At 48.5% G+C, this 20341-nt stretch carries 18 protein-coding genes; 11 read left to right on the top strand and 7 right to left on the bottom strand.

Annotated elements, in window-relative coordinates:
- Positions 1–22: 22 nt before the first annotated feature.
- Complete coding sequence (locus tag DFR44_RS07575; protein WP_133620688.1) at positions 23–802, top strand: 3-hydroxybutyrate dehydrogenase; 780 nt, start codon at positions 23–25, stop codon at positions 800–802.
- Between the two features lie 91 nt (positions 803–893).
- Here DFR44_RS07575 and DFR44_RS07570 read toward each other — a convergent pair whose 3' ends face one another.
- The gene (locus DFR44_RS07570) at positions 894–1271 is read right to left on the bottom strand and encodes a DUF2322 family protein (RefSeq protein WP_133620686.1); all 378 of its coding nucleotides are present in this window, start codon (positions 1269–1271) and stop codon (positions 894–896) included.
- Positions 1272–1286: 15 nt separating this feature from the next.
- Positions 1287–1742, bottom strand: coding sequence for a DUF1841 family protein (locus DFR44_RS07565; RefSeq protein ID WP_133620684.1), 456 nt, complete (start codon positions 1740–1742; stop codon positions 1287–1289).
- 370 nt (positions 1743–2112) lie between these two features.
- Here DFR44_RS07565 and aroG point away from each other — a divergent pair, with 370 nt between their 5' ends.
- The 3 genes from aroG to DFR44_RS07550 are packed head-to-tail and all read left to right on the top strand — an operon-like array spanning position 2113 to position 4012.
- Complete coding sequence (gene aroG / locus DFR44_RS07560) at positions 2113–3189, top strand: 3-deoxy-7-phosphoheptulonate synthase AroG (RefSeq protein ID WP_133620681.1); 1077 nt, start codon at positions 2113–2115, stop codon at positions 3187–3189.
- 43 nt (positions 3190–3232) lie between these two features.
- A complete protein-coding gene (locus DFR44_RS07555) occupies positions 3233–3622 on the top strand; it encodes a tautomerase family protein (protein WP_133620679.1) in 390 nt (129 codons plus the stop codon).
- Between the two features lie 12 nt (positions 3623–3634).
- The gene (locus tag DFR44_RS07550; protein WP_133620677.1) at positions 3635–4012 is read left to right on the top strand and encodes a RidA family protein; all 378 of its coding nucleotides are present in this window, start codon (positions 3635–3637) and stop codon (positions 4010–4012) included.
- A gap of 509 nt (positions 4013–4521) precedes the next feature.
- Here the strand turns inward: DFR44_RS07550 and plsY are convergent.
- The 3 genes from plsY to gluQRS form a co-directional block, all read right to left on the bottom strand.
- Positions 4522–5118, bottom strand: a complete 597-nt coding sequence (gene plsY, locus DFR44_RS07545) for a glycerol-3-phosphate 1-O-acyltransferase PlsY (RefSeq protein ID WP_133620675.1) — start codon at positions 5116–5118, stop codon at positions 4522–4524.
- The gene (nadD, locus tag DFR44_RS07540) at positions 5115–5804 is read right to left on the bottom strand and encodes a nicotinate (nicotinamide) nucleotide adenylyltransferase (RefSeq protein ID WP_133620673.1); all 690 of its coding nucleotides are present in this window, start codon (positions 5802–5804) and stop codon (positions 5115–5117) included. Before nadD ends, plsY begins: the two co-directional genes overlap by 4 nt.
- Positions 5805–5910: 106 nt before the next feature.
- Positions 5911–6882, bottom strand: coding sequence for a tRNA glutamyl-Q(34) synthetase GluQRS (gene gluQRS / locus DFR44_RS07535; RefSeq protein WP_133620671.1), 972 nt, complete (start codon positions 6880–6882; stop codon positions 5911–5913).
- 89 nt (positions 6883–6971) lie between these two features.
- Here gluQRS and dnaE point away from each other — a divergent pair, with 89 nt between their 5' ends.
- Positions 6972–10442: a DNA polymerase III subunit alpha gene (gene dnaE / locus DFR44_RS07530; RefSeq protein ID WP_133620667.1), complete on the top strand. Its 3471-nt coding sequence runs from the start codon at positions 6972–6974 to the stop codon at positions 10440–10442.
- A 48-nt stretch (positions 10443–10490) separates the two neighbouring features.
- On the top strand, positions 10491–11642 hold the full coding sequence (locus tag DFR44_RS07525) for a patatin-like phospholipase family protein (protein WP_133620664.1): 1152 nt from the start codon (positions 10491–10493) through the stop codon (positions 11640–11642).
- Positions 11643–11707: 65 nt separating this feature from the next.
- Here DFR44_RS07525 and ftsH read toward each other — a convergent pair whose 3' ends face one another.
- Entirely contained in the window at positions 11708–13690 is a 1983-nt protein-coding gene (ftsH, locus tag DFR44_RS07520) for an ATP-dependent zinc metalloprotease FtsH (protein WP_425459567.1), read from the bottom strand.
- A 192-nt stretch (positions 13691–13882) separates the two neighbouring features.
- On the bottom strand, positions 13883–14512 hold the full coding sequence (locus DFR44_RS07515; RefSeq protein WP_133620661.1) for an RlmE family RNA methyltransferase: 630 nt from the start codon (positions 14510–14512) through the stop codon (positions 13883–13885).
- A 118-nt stretch (positions 14513–14630) separates the two neighbouring features.
- Between DFR44_RS07515 and DFR44_RS07510 the strand changes: the two genes are divergently transcribed.
- The 5 genes from DFR44_RS07510 (at position 14631) to DFR44_RS07490 (ending at position 20294) form a co-directional block, all read left to right on the top strand.
- Positions 14631–15128 (top strand): YhbY family RNA-binding protein, encoded by a 498-nt coding sequence (locus tag DFR44_RS07510; protein ID WP_133620657.1) that lies wholly within the window; start codon positions 14631–14633, stop codon positions 15126–15128.
- Positions 15129–15477: 349 nt separating this feature from the next.
- Entirely contained in the window at positions 15478–16155 is a 678-nt protein-coding gene (locus tag DFR44_RS07505; RefSeq protein ID WP_133620654.1) for a response regulator transcription factor, read from the top strand.
- 11 nt (positions 16156–16166) lie between these two features.
- Entirely contained in the window at positions 16167–17612 is a 1446-nt protein-coding gene (locus DFR44_RS07500) for a sensor histidine kinase (RefSeq protein ID WP_133620652.1), read from the top strand.
- Positions 17613–17712: 100 nt separating this feature from the next.
- The gene (locus DFR44_RS07495; RefSeq protein ID WP_133620650.1) at positions 17713–19362 is read left to right on the top strand and encodes an MFS transporter; all 1650 of its coding nucleotides are present in this window, start codon (positions 17713–17715) and stop codon (positions 19360–19362) included.
- A 101-nt stretch (positions 19363–19463) separates the two neighbouring features.
- Positions 19464–20294 (top strand): undecaprenyl-diphosphate phosphatase, encoded by an 831-nt coding sequence (locus DFR44_RS07490; protein WP_133620648.1) that lies wholly within the window; start codon positions 19464–19466, stop codon positions 20292–20294.
- Positions 20295–20341: the final 47 nt, after the last annotated feature.

The raw sequence follows: 20341 nt of genomic DNA, 5'->3' as shown, positions 1-20341 counted from the left end.
CTACTTTTGAAAAGGATTGAATATGAGTTTAGTCGGAAAAGTCGCCCTTGTGACGGGTGCAGCCAGTGGCATTGGTGAAGAGTGCGCAAAAATGTTAGCGAAAGACGGCGCAGCCGTCGTCATTGCCGATTTGAATTTAGACGGCGCGAAAGTCGTGGCACAAAGCATCATTGATGCGGGTGGTAAAGCGATGGCGGTCAGTATGAATGTGACCAGCGAAGACGAAGTCAACGCAGGCATCAAACAAGCGGTTGATACTTTCGGCAGCATTGACATATTGGTGTCGAATGCGGGCATACAAATCGTACATCCCATCGAAGAGTATCCGTTTGAAGACTGGAAAAAAATGATGGCGATTCATGGGGACGGCGCATTTTTAACCACCAAAGCCGCATACAAATACATGAAAGATGCGGGCCGTGGTGGCAAAATCATTTATATGGGCTCAGTGCATTCGCACGAAGCATCAAAATTGAAATCGGCATATGTGTTCGCCAAACATGGGCTATTGGGCTTGGCGCGCGTGATTGCCAAAGAGGGCGGACCGTTCAAAATCCATAGCTACGTGGTTTGTCCCGGCTATGTTTTGACGCCGCTGGTGCAAAAACAAATTCCAGAACAAGCCGCAGCGTTACACATCACTGAAGAAGAAGTTGTGAAAAATGTCATGCTCAAAGAAACCGTTGATGGCGAATTTACCACCACGGTCGATGTGGCGAATTTAGTCACTTACTTGGCCAATGATACGGGTGCATTAACAGGTCAATCGATTAATGTCAGCCATGGCTGGAGCATGATTTAAGTATAAGGTTGGAGTGTCAATCGCCCACAAATCACCCGCAGTCCACTAAAAAGCCGCTGAAGGAATTCAGCGGCTTTTTAGTGGCATCGTTTTATTGTTCCTCGCGGTCGTCATCCCACGTTGTTGTGGGAGCGGCATCGGCGTTGTAAATAATTGTCATTGTCATGGGCTTGTGTGTGGCCTCAATCAAAATCAGACGGTCAATGTTCGGATGTGCGCCAGGTGTGGCGCGTGCGGCGGACGTGTGTTCTGCAAACAACTCCAAACCGCGACGCGCGGCTGCTAAGTCCAAAGTCCCCATGGTTTTAAATAAATAGTGGTACAAAGCCAGCGAGCCTTTTTGCCCATCAATATTTTCGATGGTGCCTTGCAACACATCATCTTGATACAGTTCTATTTTTTCAATGCCCTCAATGCTCGGGAATTGTTCTAAATTTTCTTTAAAGATGCTACTGGTTTTGAAAAGCATAGTGATTCCTTTGTTTTAATGAATGTTAGAAGTTGGGGATGTCGCGGCTTTGAGAATGCTGTCAATATAAGCCGCACTGTCGGGTTCGCGCTGTTCGCGTTGTGCTTGCCAAAGCACTTGGCCCAAACATTCCATGACCACATGTTGCGCCGCATGTTCATCATCCAGTTTTTGTGCGAGTTTCTGGTACGCCTCACGTATACCGATGGGTTGATTGATAGACAACTGCTCACTGATGGATAAGTGCATCGACAAATGTAAAAAAGGATTGCTCTGCCCGTCTTCAGGCATGAACTGCGCCGCCTCAAGTGCTTCAATCGGGCCGTTCAAAATGGCATGGTATTCGTCATGCTGACGCATCCAATGCACGGCCATTTGTTCCATGGGCGCGAGGCTTTGGTTGTTTAAAAATTTGTGCCATGCGTGATAAAAAAATTGACGCACTTCGGCAAGGGTTGGGTTAAAAAACATGATGGCGACGTTAAAAACAAGAGAAAAATTTCTAAAAAGTAAGAAAAAACTATAAAAAAAGAATTCAAACCGACTTATTCAGCTAAACAACTTGCAAATTTTTTTAAAACACGTTATAAAGTTACAAGTTTACACGAAGCGACGCTGTTTTATTTTGAAACTGTGTTCGGGTTGTGCAAAGCTTTTCATTGGTAACACTTTCGAAGAATAATTGGTCATGCGCACTTTACACGCTTTTTACTTTTGGTACTTTACTCGAACTGGCGGTCTGTCTGTTCGGTGAGCTGCGTGCGACCGAAACTTCTACAAACCGCTAATTTTTTAATTAGCGGTTTTTTTATTTAATCCATCATTTTTGAAAAGAGACATCATGATTCTAACCGACGATACCCGCATCAAAGAATTGAAAGAACTCGCACCGCCAGTGGTAATGATGGAGGAGTATCCTTTACCTGAAGAGGTTGCAAACGTACCTTTTCAAGCACGTTCGGCGATTCACCGCGTATTGCACGGAGCCGATGACCGCCTCGTGGTGGTGATTGGCCCTTGCTCGATTCACGACACCAAGGCGGCTTTGGAATATTGCCAACGTTTATTGACTCAAAGGCAGTTGTACAAAGACGCCTTGGAAATTGTCATGCGGGTGTATTTTGAAAAGCCGCGCACGACCGTTGGCTGGAAAGGCTTGATTAATGACCCGCATTTGGACGAGACGTTTGACATCAACACAGGCTTGCGCATTGCCCGTGATTTATTGTTGAAAATCAATACGATGGGCATGCCTGTTGCGGTTGAGTTTCTTGACATGATTACGCCCCAATACATTGGTGATTTAGTCAGCTGGGGCGCGATTGGTGCGCGCACGACCGAGTCTCAAGTGCATCGCGAATTGGCTTCGGGCTTATCATGCCCCGTGGGTTTTAAAAATGGTACAGATGGCAATGTTAAAATTGCAGTGGATGCGACTTTAGCTGCACAACGCCCGCATCACTTTTTGTCAGTGACCAAGTCAGGGCATGCGGCGATTGTTTCGACCCACGGCAATGAGGATGGGCACGTCATCTTGCGCGGAGGCAAAAAGCCCAATTATGACGCCGATAGCGTTGCTGAAGCATGTGAGCAAATCAGTAAAGCGGGTTTGGCTAAAAAAGTCATGGTGGATGCTTCTCATGGTAACAGCGAGAAAAAACCCGAGAATCAAGTGCCTGTGTGCGCCAATATCGCAGCGCAAATCGCCAGTGGCGATGACAAAATTTTTGGTGTCATGATTGAGTCCAACTTAGTGGGAGGACGTCAAGATTTGGTGGCGGGCGTCGAGTTGACTTATGGGCAAAGTATTACGGACGGCTGCATTGATTGGGAATCGTCTGAAGCTGTTTTGAAGCAGTTATCTGATGCTGTTAAGGCCCGCCGTGAACTTAAGCGTAATAATTTTGCGGAGCAATAAAACCTAGCTTGTTAGCCAAGCGCGTCATGGAGGTGTAACGGGCATGTCTCAAATTAAAATTTATGGCCTGACAGAGCGTTTGACACCCCTGCGTCAGCAGTTGTCGGATGTGATTCATGGCTGCGTTGTTGACGTTTTGCGGTTGCCAAACGATAAACGGGCGCATCGTTTCATTGGTTTAGACAAAAAAGACTTTTTCTATCCAGAAGGTCGGAGCGAGGCTTACACCATCATCGAAATTTTGATGATATCAGGACGAAGTCAGGAGACACGTAAAGCGTTGATTCGTCGATTATTTGATGAAATCGAGGCACGTGTCGGCATTCGCCAGTATGATTTAGAAATATGTATCATTGAAAGTCCCGCTGAAAATTGGGGTTTTCGGGGGATGCATGGCGATGAAGTGAAATTAAATTACGACATTAACATTTAACAGGAGATTTTTATGTCAAAACAAATCATTAGCACCACCAAAGCACCCGCAGCGATTGGTCCATATTCACAAGCGGTTAAAACAGGTCAGATGGTATTCACCTCGGGGCAATTGGGCTTAGACCCCGCTACAGGTGACTTGGTCAGCGGTGTTGAGGCGCAAGCACATCAAGCATTCAAAAATTTGGATGCCATTTTGCAAGAAGCGGGCAGCTCATTGGCGAATGTCGTTAAATTCACCCTGTTTTTAACGGATTTAGCGGACTTTGCCGCAGTCAATGCGATTATGGCGCAATACGTGCCCGAGCCATTCCCAGCACGCTCAACAATTGGCGTTGCAAGTTTACCTAAAGGCGGTTTGTTTGAGGTAGAGGCCGTTGCTTTGGTGTAATTGGCATCACAATTAAAAAACGCGACCATGATGAAATGGTCGCGTTTTTTATTTAGTTATTGAGCTGTTATTTTGGTTTGCTCATTTTTTATGGACATCACCGAAGTGCGTCGATTGTCTCCTACCATGCTCCTTCCAAAAATTCTGTACAGTCTGGGTCTGACACCTTTTTGAAACCAGCGAACAGTGTTAGATGTCTTATATATGACCTCAAACAATGTGTCGAAACTATAACAAGCCTTGGGGTGGAGTGCAAGGAAAATCATGGAGGAAAATAGAAGTTTTTGTGCTGCATTGCAATATGAAAATGGCTATATCGAATGACGCATTGTCTTCGTCATCACGACACCAATCGATTCGTATTTGTCTTGGGCTTGTCAAAACAATGCTTACAATTTACTCTGGCGTGATTTTTTTGAGGTGCAGTTCATAAAAAATACATGATGCGCCGCATCAATAAAAGATGTGTTTTTTAAAAAAATATTCGAAAATCAAACGCGAAATAAGAGTTAGATGCCTTTTTTTGCAAATAATTGACTTTCAGTGCCGTTCAGTAATTTAGCAATATTGCTACGATGACGCCAAAACAATAAGGCAACCATCAATGCAACCCATAATATCCATGCGCCCTTACCCCAGTAAAGCACCAATAAACCAAAGGCAAACACGCTAGAAATCAATGACGACAAGGATGAGTAACGGGTAGTGACTGCAACGATGAGCCAAACCACAAGTGTCAAACCGCCCACTGCTGGTATTAACCCAAGCATCGCTCCCAAAAATGTAGCGACACCTTTACCGCCCTGAAATTTAAAGAAAATAGGATACAAGTGACCTAAAAATGCAGCGCATGCAATCATAGACAAAGCAAAAGGCAAATCGGTCATTTGACGAGCCAAAACGACGGGCAATAAACCTTTGGCCGCGTCACCCAGCAAGGTCAATAAAGCCACTGTTTTTCGTCCAGAGCGCAACATATTGGTTGCGCCAGGATTATTTGAGCCATACGAGCGTGGATCATCCATCCCGAAAAGCTTTGATAAGACGATGGCAAACGAAATTGAACCGAGTAGATAGGCGGCAATGCTCCATATAAGTGCAGTCATGGCGAGTTTCCGTATAAATGTTGTTGTTGAATATAATCGGCGACTGCTGGGCGCAGTGCGGCAATGTCTTGTGGTGCTTGACCTTGTGCAATCGCTTGGCGAATCGCTGAAGATGAAATGTGCATGGCGGCTAAAGTAAAAGGCACAAAGCAGCCCTGCAGTTGAGAGTGCCAAACATGCGCATCACGGGTGACGCGCGCCGCATAAAACGATTGTAACGGTTCAGGCAGCTCTGTACTGAGTACTTCATGACCTGCGCGTTGCGCCACGGCGATGTGAGCATAGTCCAGTAGCTCTTGCCAGTTGTGCCATGTGTGTAGATTACTTAATTGGTCAGAACCCATTATCCATACCAACGGGGTATCGGGATAACGTTCGCGCAAAGTACGCAACGTATCAACCGTATAACTGGCTTGCGGCAAGTTCACCTCAAGCGTATCCAGTTGTAATGGATACGCTTGCGCATTTTTGGCTTGCCATACGTTCTCATCATACGCCATTGCCAATTGCAGCATGTGCAGGCGATGCTCGGTGGCCAATACATGAGGTTTTTGCCAAGGTTGCCCCGCTGGAATCAGCAACACCTGCGCCAAGCCAAGTTGCTCGCGTGCGCTGTGGAGCAAGGCGAAATGCGCAGTGTGGGGTGGATTGAACGTGCCGCCGAAGCAGCCAATGGGCAGTTTCATGGTTTTTTTGTATGCAAAAGACAAGACCTCTAATGTACCACAAGCCTTATCAGGTCAAAAACCGATACTCATAATAATGTTGATTTCTCAACAACGGGGTGTTCTGCTAAAAGGTAGCATTCGGTAGCACGCTAGACCAAAACGATGGCACATCGTGGCACTCAAAATACGTGCCACCTAAAAATTGCCACGCGTGCTGTAAAGCCGATAAGCCATCTAACGCGTGTAATGCGGGTGCTTGCTCACGCTTGCTGATTTTTTCACCTTGAGGGTTAAGCAACAGTGGGAAATGATTGTATTGCGGCGTGGGTAAGTTAAGGGCTTGTTGCAAAGCGATTTGCCGTGCGGTTGAATCCAATAAATCTGCGCCTCGCACAACGTGGGTCACGCCTTGTGCTGCATCATCAACCACCACGGCGAGCTGATACGCCCACTCGCCACCTTGCGGTGTCTCGCGCTTGAGCACAAAATCCCCCACGCTTTGGGCAATGGCTTCCATGTGACTGTCGCCATTTTCATCGTTCCAGCGAATCACCTCATCATCCACGCGAAAACGCCAAGAGCGGATTGCTTTGCCGTCGGTCATGCCGTGTCGACACGCACCTGAATAGGTGGCGGTGGTGTTGAGGGCGATGCGTGAATCTGCAATTTCTTTGCGGCTGCAACCACAAGGGTAGATGCGCCCTTGCGCTTGCAGTTGCGCAAAAGCCGCTTGATAAGCTGCATTGCGCTCGCTTTGCCACATCACATTGTTATCGAACTCAAAACCCAAGTCCATGAGTAGTTGCAATTGTGCGAGTCCATACGCCCGCGTGCAACGAGAAACATCCACATCCTCCATGCGCACCAACCATGTGCCCGCATGCCAGCGTGCGTGCAGGTACGATGCCAATGCGGCAATTAAAGAGCCTTGGTGTAACAAGCCCGATGGTGAGGGCGCAAAACGACCGATATACGGCGATGTGTTTGGATGTTGTCGATGCCGTTGTGCGCTGTGCCATGCGCGTGCGAGCCAGCTGTCGGGGGTGAGCAGGTTGGGTGCACATTCAATCGGCGTGTTGTTGGTGGATTTGCGCATGGATGGGGTGTTGTTTTAGTACAATGATGGCTATTTTAAAGCAAACCTTAATCAAACCAAACGCCTCCAGCGACTTTTAGAATTTTCTCATGCCCCAGCCTACATTTGTCCACCTGCGTTTACATTCTGAATTTTCCGTACAAGACGGCATTACGCGCATTGGTGATGCGGTTAAGCGCGCAAAAGCGGATGCCCAAGCGGCATTGGCATTAACGGACTTGGGCAATACATTTGGCTTGGTTAAGTTTTATAAAGCGGCACAAGGCGCAGGCGTCAAGCCGATTATGGGCGCAGATGTGTGGGTGAGCAATGACGACGATGTGACGCAGCCGTATCGCATGTTGCTGCTGGTGAAAAATCGTGAGGGGTATTTGCGCTTGTGCGAGTTGCTCAGTCAGGCGTATTTGCAAAGCGACCGCGCCACACATGGTCAGATACATCCGTCGTGGCTAGAGGCCGCGGAATTGAACCATGGTCTGATTGCGCTGTCGGGCGCGCATTTGGGTGATGTCGGTCAATCTTTGCTCAAAGGCAATTTGCAGCAAGCAGAAGAGCGTTTACACAAGTGGCGTGCGGCGTTTAACAATCAATATTATTTAGAGGCGCAACGCCTCGATACACCTGAATCCAGCCAACAAACTTTATTGGCGGCGGATTTGGCCATGCGCACGCAGACCCCGCTGGTGGCGACCCATGCGATTCAATTTTTGAATCCAGAAGACCACCGAGCGCATGAGGCGCGTGTGTGTATTGCTCAAGGTGAAATTTTATCCAATCCAAGGCGTGATGCGGCTTTTTCTAAAAGTCAGTACTTGCTTACGCAGGCGGAGATGCACGAGCGATTCGCTGATTTACCCAGTGCTTTGGCCAATAGCGTAGCGATTGCCCAGCAATGTAATTTACTGCTCGATTTGGGCAAGCCGCAGTTGCCTGATTTTCCGACACCGAATGGCGAGACCATCGAGGAGTACACACGGATTTTGTCGCATGAGGGTTTGGAAGAGCGTTTACTGCGTTTGTATCCAGATGAAGCGGTTCGCGAAGAAAAACGAGCTGTGTATGTTCAACGCTTGAATCGCGAGTTGGACACCATTATTCAGATGGGGTTTCCAGGTTACTTTTTGATTGTTGCCGACTTCATCACTTGGGCGAAAGAAAATGATGTGCCCGTCGGCCCAGGGCGTGGTTCGGGTGCGGGTTCGTTGGTGGCGTATGCCTTGAAAATTACCGACCTTGACCCGTTGGCATACGATTTGCTGTTTGAGCGGTTTTTAAATCCAGAGCGCGTCTCGATGCCCGACTTTGATATTGACTTTTGCCAAGATGGTCGTGACTCGGTGATTCAATATGTGAAGGATAAATATGGCCATGCCGCCGTGTCACAAATCGCTACCTTTGGTACATTGGGGGCTAAAGCCGTGGTGCGCGACGTCGGGCGTGTGCTCGATATGCCGTATAACTACTGTGACAGCTTGTCAAAATTAATTCCACACGATCCGACCGACCCGTGGACGTTGGAGCGGACTTTAAAAGATGAGCCTGCTTTCAAAGAACGTTTTGAGAACGAAGAAGAGGCTCAAGAAATCATTGCGTTGTCGCAACCGCTTGAAGGCTTGACTCGAAACATTGGCATGCACGCGGGTGGCGTGTTGATTGCGCCTGGTAAATTAACTGATTTTTGTCCGATTTATTGTGCGGCAGGTACGCATTCGGTGGTCAGCCAATATGATAAAAATGATGTGGAAGCCATTGGCTTGGTCAAGTTTGACTTTTTGGGCTTACGCAACTTAACGATTCTTAAACTGGCGGTGAAATATCTAAAAATGCTGAATCCCGATAAGGCGGATTTTGTGTTGGAAGATTTGCCACTGGATGACCCAAAAGTGTTTCAAGTGTTTACGGACGGCAACACCACCGCCGTGTTCCAATCCGAGTCGCGTTCAGCCAAAGACCTTGAGAAAAAGCTCAAACCCGATAGCTTTGAGGACATCATTGCGCTCATGGCGTTGAACCGACCTGGCCCGCTGGGTTCAGGGATGGTGGATGACTTTATTCAGCGTAAAAAAGAACAAGTGAAAACGGGGCGTGGTAAGGATGAGTGGTATTTTCATCCCGACTTGAAAACCACTTTAGAACCGACTTATGGCGTGATGGTGTACCAAGAGCAGGTGATGTTGGTTGCGCAAATTTTAGGTGGGTACTCACTCGGTGGCGCTGATTTGTTGCGCCGTGCAATGGGTAAAAAAGATGCCGCAGAGATGGCGCGTCAGCGCGAAGTCTTCGCACAAGGTGCGCAAGCACATGGTGTATCGGTTGCCTTAGCCACTGAATTATTTAACTTGATGGAAAAATTTGCGGATTATGGTTTTAACAAATCACACTCCGCGGCCTATGCCCTCATCGCTTATCAAACGGCTTGGTTTAAGGCATATTATCCCGCCGAATTTATGGCGGCGACGATGTCCTCCGATATGGACGACACCGATAAAATGCAAATTTTTTATGAAGACAGCCTCGCCAACGGGCTGACGATTTTGCCGCCCGACATCAACCACTCGTATTATGCTTATGTGCCAACGGATGCACGCCATATTCGCTATGGCTTAGGAGCGGTGAAAGGGGCGGGGCAGGCCGCGATTGAGGCCATTGTTGCCGAGCGCGAAGCGAATGGAGCGTTTACCAGCTTTTTTGATTTTTGCTTGCGTGTTGATAAGCAGCACGTCAATCGACGCACGCTGGAAGCCTTAATCAAAGCAGGTGCTTTTGACGCGTTGCATGACAATCGCGCGAGCGTACTCGCCAGCCTTGAGCACGCACTTGAAGCGGCTTTTCATGCTGAACAAAACAAACACCAAAACAGCTTGTTTGATGATGCACAAACTTTTGATACCGAATGGAAAGCGCAGTTGGCGCAAGTGTCGCCGTGGACTTTGCGCGAAAAATTAGCGAATGAAAAACTGGCTTTAGGTTTTTATGTCAGCGGGCATTTGTACGATGAGTCTGCTGCTGAAGTGAATCAGGTGGTCAAAACCCGCTTGAAAGACATTTCACCGCAGCGAGACGCGGTGCTTATCGCGGGCGTGATTGTCGCTGTTCGCACGATGTTCACCAAACGCGGCAAAATGATGTTTGTCACGCTTGACGACAAAACCGAGCGGGTCGAAGTGTCGGTATTTAATGAAGTATACGAGCGGTTTGCCAGCATTCTTAAAGAAGACCATCTGGTCATTATTCAAGCCAAAATCAGTAAAGATGACTACAGCGGCGGGGTGCGCATTGTTGCCGAACGCGTGCTTGATATGGCGCGGGCGCGGGCGTTGCAAGCGAGCCAGTTGGTGATTGATGTCGATACGCGTGAAGCCGAGCTGGATGTGCAGGCTTTGAAAACGGCGTTGCGCAGCCAAGTCGATGAGGATGGTTTGGGGGTCACCATTCATGTGCAGATTCAGGGCGCGAGTGCCGATGTTAAATTGGGCATGGATTGGCGCGTTGTGCCAAGCGACAGCTTGTTACACAATTTACGCGAGCTCAAGTCGGTGGTGTCAGTCGAGATGGTGTAAAGTGGGCGGAGAGGTGGGCATGCGCCCACACATAATATTAAGGTTGCCATGACGTATAAACACACATTGTCACAATACGAGCGAGTTGCCCTCGTGCTGCAGGGCGGGGGTGCTTTAGGTTCTTATCAGGCGGGTGCAGTTGAGGGGCTGTTGAGCGCAGGCGTACAGTTGGATTGGATAGCGGGCATTTCTATTGGTGCGCTCAACACCGCCATCATCGCGGGCAATCCACCTGAACAACGTGTGGCGGCACTTAAAGGCTTTTGGAACACCATTTGCACCGCAAACTTTAGTGCGGGATTGACCGCTCCTTTTACCCAATGGTTGCACAACGCCAATCAGCTGACGCGAGGTGTGTTTAGCGCGTTTGAAGCCACACGTACTTTATTTGAAGGGCAAAAAGGTTTTTTCAGCCCACGCGTGCCGCTGCCGTTTATGGGCGCGCGCGCACCCGATGAAGTGAGCTACTACACAACAGCCGCTTTGCGCGAGACACTGCTTAAATACGCAGATTTTGATTTGATTAATACAGGCAACATTCGGGTGTCAGTGGGTGCGGTTAATGTGCGCACAGGTAATTTTGTGTATTTTGATAACCAAGATACGACGCTCACGCCAGAGCATTTCATGGCCAGCGGCGCATTGCCGCCAGGGTTTCCCGCAGTCAAAATTGACGGAGAATATTATTGGGATGGTGGTTTGGTGTCAAATACGCCGCTTAGCCACATCGTCGATGACCTGTCGAGTAAAGATACATTAATTTTTCAAGTGGACTTATGGAAAGCGCAAGGTGCTTTGCCCAATAATTTTTTAGACATCAGCGAGCGCACCAAAGAAATTCAATACTCCAGCCGCACCCGTATGGTGACCGATGTCATGCGCCAACGTCATCAAAATCGCCAAATGATACGCGCCTTGCTTGATAGAATCCCTGCGAAAGCCCGCGATGATGTGTGTAAAGAAGCGGCCGCTTTGCTGGCAGATGATGCGCGGGTGAACATCATTCATTTAATTTATCAAGACAAGCAGTATGAAGGGCATTATAAAGATTATGAATTTAGCCCCGAAACCATGCAGGAACATTGGAATAGCGGTCTGGTTGATATTGAGAAAACCTTGGCTTGTCCGTCTTTCTTTGAGTTGCCCGACAGTGACGAGGGCTTCACCACCCATGATGTGCATCGCATCAGCTCGTCATAAATTAAAAACCCCCATCCGTTGATGGGGGTTTGTTTTATTGTTTTATTTTTTTAATAACAGAACGATTAAAACAACGGTGGTTTGTTGTTGCCCTCGTGTGGCGTGTCCTTGGGGGGCACGACAGATGTTTCTGGTTCTTGAATTTCAGCAAAAGCGGGCGCAGGAGCCACCGCTGTGGGCGATTCTTCTACAGCTTCGGGAGTTGCCATCGGGGTTTCGTCAGTTGTGTCCGTCGGCGTGTCGCTCACATGCTTGGGTTCACGAGGTTTTAAGCCATTCATAATGTCTTTGATTTGCTCGGCATCAAGCGTTTCCCACTCCATCAAAGCAGAGGTCATGGTTTCAACTTTATCCGCATGCTCACGCAACAGTGAAGTGGCTAACGCATATTGCTCATCCAAAATGCGGCGAATTTCCGCATCGACGCGTTGTTGTGTCGCTTCAGAGACGGCGCGGTTGAAATTCATGCCGCTTGTGCTCTCGCCGTCAAGGTAAACCATAGGGCCGAGTGCGTCGGTCATGCCGTATTTTGCAACCATGTCGCGTGCAAGTGCAGTGGCGCGCTCAAAGTCGTTGGACGCGCCTGTACTGCGTGCATTCAAAAACACTTCTTCCGCAGCACGTCCGCCAAACAAAATGGTGATTTCATCCAATAGATTGCTCGCGTATTTTGAATAGCGGTCATGCTCAGGCAATTGCCATGTCACGCCCAAAGCCCAGCCGCGAGGCATGATGGTGACTTTGTGGACGGGGTCGGCGTTTGGTAGCAGGGCCGCGACAACGGCATGCCCAGACTCGTGGTATGCGGTCGCGCGGCGCTCTTCTTCGCGCATGACCGTTGAACGGCGTTCTGGTCCCATGTACAACTTGTCTTTTGCATCTTCAAAATCTTTCATATCGACCAAGCGTTTGTTGCGACGCGCGGCGAATAAAGCCGATTCATTGACCAAGTTTGCCAAGTCCGCACCCGAAAAACCAGGCGTGCCGCGAGCCAAAACCGCCGCGTCTACATCTTTGGCGACGGGTACTTTGCGCATGTGAACCTGTAAAATCTGCTCGCGCCCGCGGATGTCAGGCAGTCCGACATACACTTGGCGGTCAAAACGCCCTGGACGCAGTAAGGCTTTATCAAGCACGTCGGCGCGGTTGGTGGCGGCAATGACGATGACGCCTGAGTTGCCCTCAAAGCCATCCATTTCCACCAGCAATTGATTCAATGTTTGTTCACGCTCGTCATTGCCCCCCCCTGTACCTGAACCACGGTGGCGACCCACCGCGTCAATTTCGTCAACGAAAATGATACATGGCGATTGTTTTTTGGCTTGCTCGAACATGTCGCGGACACGCGATGCGCCTACGCCGACAAACATTTCCACAAAGTCCGAACCCGATACGCTGAAGAAAGGCACGCGCGCCTCACCTGCAATGGCTTTGGCGAGCAAGGTTTTACCTGTTCCTGGGGGGCCTACCAGCAAAACACCGTGCGGGATTGAGCCACCGAGTTTTTGAAATTTTTGCGGGTCTTTTAAAAAGTCGACAATTTCTTTGACTTCTTCTTTGGCCTCATCGCAGCCAGCTACATCCGTAAATGTAACGCTTTTTGCGGTGTCATCTTGTAAGCGGGCGCGTGATTTGCCAACCGACATCACGCCATTTTTGCCGCCTTGCATTTGGCGCATCATAAAGAAAAGCACGCCGCCAATGAGCAATAGCGGCAGTATGGATAAAAACAGTTGTGATAAAAAGCTTGGGCCTTCTTCAGGCTTGGCAATCACTTTAACGTTGGCGGCAATCAACGATTTGACCATGTCATTGTCGCGCGGTGCGGTTAAGGTGTAATTGACACCTTCAACGGGTGACACCGTTAATTCGGAGCCGCGAATTTCAACTTGTTTAATTTTGCCCGATTGTGCTGCACTAATAAACTCACTGTAGCTCACGTCAGGTGCTTTTGAGCGATGGTTGGTGTCAACACCTTGATAGATGCTGTATACCAGCATCAAGCCCAATACCCAAAACATCATGCGGGTTAGGTTGTTTTTTTTCAAAATGGAGACTCCTATGAAATACGAAAAAAGTATCTGCTTACTTTTTCGTGCTTAAATTTAAAATTCATTTGATATCAAACGCAACTGTGAACAGTGAGGTGCCTGTATGTTCAATTTGCGTTTTGAGCAGTTTGCGAATAACGTCAAAAACGCATTGTAAATCAAAGTTTAAAAACACGTAAACGCCCGCTCTTATTTCAGTCCACGACCTAAAATAAAGATTTCAGACGACTTGTCGCGTGAGGCTTTCGGTTTACGGGTTTTAACTTCTTTGAATGTCGCGCGAAACTGCTTCATCATCTCATCAAAACCTGCGCCATGAAAGCATTTTACTAATAACGCACCTTGTGGCTGCAAATGGCTTTGGGCAAATTCAAGCGCCAATTCACACACATGAATGATGCGTGCTGCATCCACCGAGGCGATGCCACTTAAGTTGGGGGCCATGTCGGATAAAACAAGGTCTACGGGTGCGTGACCGATGGTTTGCGCCAGCTTTTCGAGCACATCATCTTCGCGAAAGTCGCCCTGAATGAATTCCACGCCCGCAATTGGCTCCATCGGCAGCAAGTCCAAGGCGACGATGCGGCCATTTAAATCCCCACTTTTGACTAATTTTTCTCGTGCGACCTGTGACCAGCTCCCTGGTGTTGAACCCAAATCAACGATGACCATGCCTGATTTAATCAGCTTGTCTTCTTCGTCAATCTCTTTGAGTTTATAAGCCGCACGAGCGCGATAACCCTCGCGTTGAGCCAGTTTGACATAAGGGTCGTTGATGTGGGCATGCATCCATGCTTGATTGAATTTGTTTTTTTTCATGTAACCTAAACCGAGCCTAATCTAAAATACCAGCAAAATCAGGCACTTTAAGAGATAATACGGCTCTTTGCGATGTATTGTTATCCTCGCCCCTATATATAAAGAAAAGCGAAAAACCATGCCCATTTTACCCTTATCTTCCGCGCAACGTTCAAGTTTACGTGCCCAAGCCCATGATTTATCGCCTGTGGTGATGATTGGTGACGCGGGTTTGACTGACGCCGTGATGAAAGAAACTGAACACGCCTTGGCCGCGCACCAACTGATTAAAATTCGCGTATTTGCGGATGAAAAAGAAGTGCGCACCGAGTTCATGAACCGAATTTGCGAGCAATTGGGCGCGTCTCCTGTACAAATGATTGGTAAGTTGTTGGTGATTTACCGTCCAGAATCAGCCGCGCCAAAGAAAAAAACATTCGCCCAAACGCTGCAAGAGCAAGACGGTTTTAAAGGTGCGGCCCCTCGCCGCGTCACGGTCATGAAAGCGCCTGCTAATCCTGCACATCGTCCCCGCAGTAAACAGATGACCATTAAAGGCAATGAACGTGTGACCTCGGGCGGATTGGTTAAGCGCGCGAAAAAAACCACGGTGAGCAGTAAGAAAAAAATGGATTAAGCGCACAACAGCGACTATTCCCTGCCCATACAATATCTCGTAGTCATGTGATGTGTATGCTGTGTATGATGTGTGGGCGGTTGTTTTTCTGTGAAGCCAAAGGATAAGCCAAAGAATGATTAATATTCTTTGGCTTTATTGTTTAGATGCGATGGCGAAAAATTCAATCATTTTTAGTATGGAAGCTCACTTTGAGCCGATACAAAAGCAAAATTGCGCGGCAACAACAGGTTCGCTTGGCAAGTGATGGTTTTTACTCTTGTATAAGACATGTTGATATTTCCTTGCATTGCCTCACCTTTCCCGCTATCGTATCGACATCAAATTTAAATCGATTCAGGAGGTAGACATGCGAATTTTGTTGGCAGAAGATGACAGTGTCTTGGCGAATGGTTTGTCGCGTGCACTGCGCGAAGTCGGATATGCGGTGGATGTGGTGTACGATGGGCATCAGGCCGATGCTGCGATGTCAACACAGGAATGTGACCTGTTGATTTTAGATTTGGGCTTGCCAAAATTATCAGGCTTAGAAGTCTTGCGCCGCACCCGTGCGCGCAATAATCACACGCCGATTTTGATTTTAACGGCTGCGGACTCGGTTGAGCAGCGCGTGCAAGGTTTGGATTTAGGCGCGGATGATTACATGGCGAAACCGTTTTCATTATCCGAGTTGCAGGCGCGTGTACGTGCCTTGACTCGTCGCCAAGCAGGGTTTGACCAAAGCCGCTTAACGTTAGGGCCGTTGACCTTTGACCAAGTGTCGCGTAGTGCCCATGTGAACGACCAGTTATTGGATTTGTCGGCGCGTGAGGTCGGTGTGCTTGAAGTTCTATTCTCGCGTGCGGGTCGGTTGGTCAGTAAGGAGCAGATTTTGGATCACCTGTGCGAGTGGGGCGAGGAAGTGAGCCACAATGCGATTGAGGTGTATGTGCATCGCTTGCGTAAAAAATTAGAACCATTGGGCATTACGATTTCAACCATACGCGGCTTGGGCTATTCTCTTGATAAACCGCAAGTCAGTTCTTAATCAAGCCAGCCATGTCGCAGGCAAAGGTCAAACAAAAATCTCTTTTTGGTCAAATCATGTTGTGGATGTTGATTCCACTCATGTTTCTATGGCCGCTGTCTTTGCTGATTAGCTATCCAATTGGTCGCAGTATTGCCGATACGCCGTTCGACCAAAGTCTTAAAAACAACGTCTCCAATCTCGCCCAGCAAATGCGCAGCTCATACACCGAGCATGCGTTGTCCACTTGGGGTTTAAGCATTCCCGTGTTTGATAGCCAAGACCAGATGTACTATCAAATCGTCAGTAGCAATGGTGAAACAATTTTAGGCACGACCAAAATGCCGCAGCCGCCAGCCGCGGATGCCATTGTGATGAATCAACCTCAAGTGTACAGCGCGACGTTGTACAACGAGCCTGTTCGAGTGGCGTATGTGTGGTTGGATTTGGGCAATCAGTCGGTCATTGGCTCTCACTTTCAGTCCAATAGCGTGGTGCTGATTCAGGTGGCAGAAACGTTAAATAAGCGCAAGGCTTTGGCTCGTGAGATTCTTCAAGGTGTGACCTTGCCGCAACTGACTTTTTTGCCGATTGCGGTGTTGCTCATTTGGTTTGGTTTATCGCGTGGCATCATGCCTTTGAATCGTTTACAAGACAGTATTTTAGAGCGAGACACGCATGATTTAAGCGATGTCCCATCGACCGATGCGCCTGAAGAGTTGCAACCGTTGGTGCGCAGTTTTAATGGTATTTTGCATCGGCTGCGGCGACACATCGCATTACAAAAACGCTTTTTAACCGATACGGCTCATCAAATCAAAACACCTTTGGCGGGGTTGCGTATGCAGGCGGAGTTGGCCTTGCAAACCGACGACCCCGTTGAGCAGCGCAACAGCCTCACCCATATTGCGGCGGCGTCAGAGCGCACAGCGCGCTTGGTGAATCAGTTGATTGCGTTGTCGCGCACGGAGCATTTGGCGGAGGAGCGTTTGGAGTTAGCGCACGTTGACATCGTTGCGATTGCGCGAGACCAGACCATTTTTGCTGCCGACCGCGCTTTGCAAAAAGGTTTGCATATCGAATTGGACGTGCCTGATGCCGTCATTTTGGTCAATGCGCACGCGATTATGTTGGGTGAGTTGATGAAAAACCTTATAGATAATGCGATTTTTTATACACATACCAGCGTGACGGTGCGAATCACATCGGATGCCACCCATGCGCATTTTTATGTGCTTGACGATGGCCCTGGCATTGCACCTGAAGAGCGTGAGCAGGTATTTGAGCCGTTTTATAGCGTGCTGGGAGAAAAAGCCAGTACGGGCAGTGGACTGGGCTTGGCGATTGTGCAACAAATTGCCGATATGCACGATGCGACAATTGATATTGCTTACAACAGCGAGTTGACAGAGGGTGAACGACATGGCTGTGTGTTTCATGTGTGTATGCCTCGTGTGGCATCCAATTTGTGCGAATGATGCTGCGGCGGGGCGGGAAGTGGTCGTCAGTTAAGGGTAAGAAGATGGGCGCAATATGAAAATTAAAATTAAAAGACGAGTCAGTGCGCAGGAGACCTCCATGAAGGATAAAGCCAGTCAACGTCAGTTGACGAGTGAGCAAAAAAAAGTGGTGTTTGCCTCATCGCTCGGGACGGTGTTTGAGTGGTACGACTTTTATTTGTATGGCTCTTTGGCGAGCATTATTTCAAAGCAGTTTTTTTCGGGGGTCAATGATGCCGCCGCGTTCATCATTGCGCTATTGGCTTTTTCGGTGGGGTTTGCCGTTCGACCATTGGGTGCGATTATTTTCGGGCGTTTGGGTGATATGGTCGGGCGTAAACACACCTTTCTCATCACCATTCTTATCATGGGCTTGTCGACATTTATCGTCGGGCTGCTGCCGCCGTATGCTTCGATTGGCATTGCCGCGCCCATTGTGCTCATTGGTTTGCGCTTCTTGCAGGGTTTGGCTTTAGGCGGGGAATATGGTGGCGCTGTGACCTATGTTGCTGAATACGCGCCCACTCGGCGGCGCGGTTTATACACGTCATGGATTCAAACCACCGCCACCATGGGGTTGCTGTTGTCATTGGTGGTGATTTTATTGGTGCGCATGCTGGTGGGTGCGGAGGCGTTTGATGAGTGGGGTTGGCGCATTCCTTTTTTAATGTCGATTGCGCTTTTGGGCATTTCGGTCTGGATTCGCATGCAATTGAGCGAATCGCCGACTTATTTGGCGATGAAAGCTGAAGGTCGAACCTCTAAAGCGCCGATTAAAGAATCTTTTGGACAATGGAAAAATTTAAAACTGGTTTTGATCGCGCTATTTGGTTTGACTGCGGGGCAAGGGGTTATTTGGTACACGGGGCAATTTTATGCGTTGTTTTTTTTGACACAAAATCTCAAGGTGGATAATGGCACGGCCAATCTCTTGGTTGGGGTCAGCTTGGTGCTCGCCATGCCTTTCTTTTTATTTTTCGGTGCATTGTCCGACCGCATTGGCCGAAAACCCATCATCATGGTGGGCTGTTTATTGGCGGTCATATTGTATTTCCCGTTATTCAAGTTGCTCACGCATTATGCCAATCCAACCTTAGAGCGGGCGCAGAGCAGCTCACCTGTGGTTGTGATGGCGAATCCAGACGAGTGCAGCTTTCAATTTAATCTTGTAGACACAAAGCCTTTAACAACGTCATGCGACATTGCGAAAAATTACCTGTCGCGTAAAGGGATTAATTACACCAACGAGGCCATTCCTGCGGGCATGGTGGCGAGTATTAAAATTGGTGAGCGCATTATCCCCGCTTATGATGCCAATGATTTGAAGGTTCAGAAAGAGCGCGCCCTTGCTTTTGTGCGCGTGGTCGACGAGTCATTGCAAGCGGCGGGCTATCCAAATCGAGCCAATCCTTTTGAAATCAATAAGTTGATGGTGGTCGTCATTTTATTTATTTTGGTGTTGCTGGTGACCATGGTGTATGGTCCGATTGCCGCCATGTTGGTGGAAATGTTCCCGACCCCTATTCGTTACACCTCAATGTCACTGCCGTATCACATTGGCAACGGTTGGTTCGGCGGCTTTTTGCCCGCGATTGCTTTTGCCATGGTGGCGGCGCATGGCGATATTTATCAAGGCCTGTGGTATCCGATAGGCGTGGCTTTGATGACGTTTGTAATCGGCATGTTTTTCTTAAAAGAAACCAAAGGGGTTGATGTGGGAGCCAATTAACCACATACATATAGATACACGTAAAGCCCGTTTACCGGGCTTTTTTTTGGCATAATGTCGGGATTGCACGGCATGATTTTTAAATACTTTTTAAGGCAACTATGGATTTCACACTGGCGATTAAAGCCGCCCTCCTCGGTATCGTGGAAGGCTTGACTGAATTTTTACCCATTTCGAGCACGGGGCATTTAATTTTGACCCAATCGCTCTTGGGACTGCACGGTGAATTTTGGGATGCGTTTGAAGTCGCTATCCAATTCGGTGCGATTATTGCCGTGATTTGGGAGTTTCGTGAGCGCATCGTTGATGTCGTTGGCGGCATGTTTAAAGGCGAATCGTTGGCATGGCGTTTTGCGATAAATGTTGTGATTGCGACCATACCCGCGATTGTGCTGGCGTTGCTATTTGGCAAAACCATTAAAGCCCACTTATTCAATCCCATCGCGGTCGCCACCGCCTTGGTGGTCGGCGGTTTGGTTATTTTGTGGGCCGAACGCCGTCAAGTCAATCATCAACCTCGCATCCAATCGCTTGATGATTTAACAGCCGTCGACGCGCTAAAAGTGGGGCTCGCACAAACAGCCGCCGTGCTTTTCCCCGGCACTTCGCGTTCGGGCGCAACGATTATTGGCGGCATGTTTTTTGGCATCAGCCGTCAAGTGGCGACGCATTTTTCTTTTTTCCTCGCCATTCCGATTCTATTTGGCGCCTCAGCGAAAGAATTGTTGGACATCCGTCATCTTTTGAATCAGCAGACCCTTGCATTGTTTGGTATTGGCTTTATATTCTCCTTTATCAGTGCCTTTGTGTGCGTGCGGTGGCTATTGCGATTTGTCAGCAACCATAATTTTGTCGGATTCGCTTGGTATCGCATCATCTTTGGTGGACTGATTCTTATCTCTTGGGCCGCAGGTTGGTTGGCTTGGAGCTAACGCGTGGCTTCAACGCACCGCTCAAATCCGCAGTACGAATTTTAACT

Origin of the sequence: Hydromonas duriensis (genome assembly GCF_004363775.1) — a bacterium.
Lineage (GTDB): Bacteria > Pseudomonadota > Gammaproteobacteria > Burkholderiales > Burkholderiaceae > Hydromonas > Hydromonas duriensis.
This window is presented reverse-complemented; position numbering and strand designations above follow the sequence as displayed.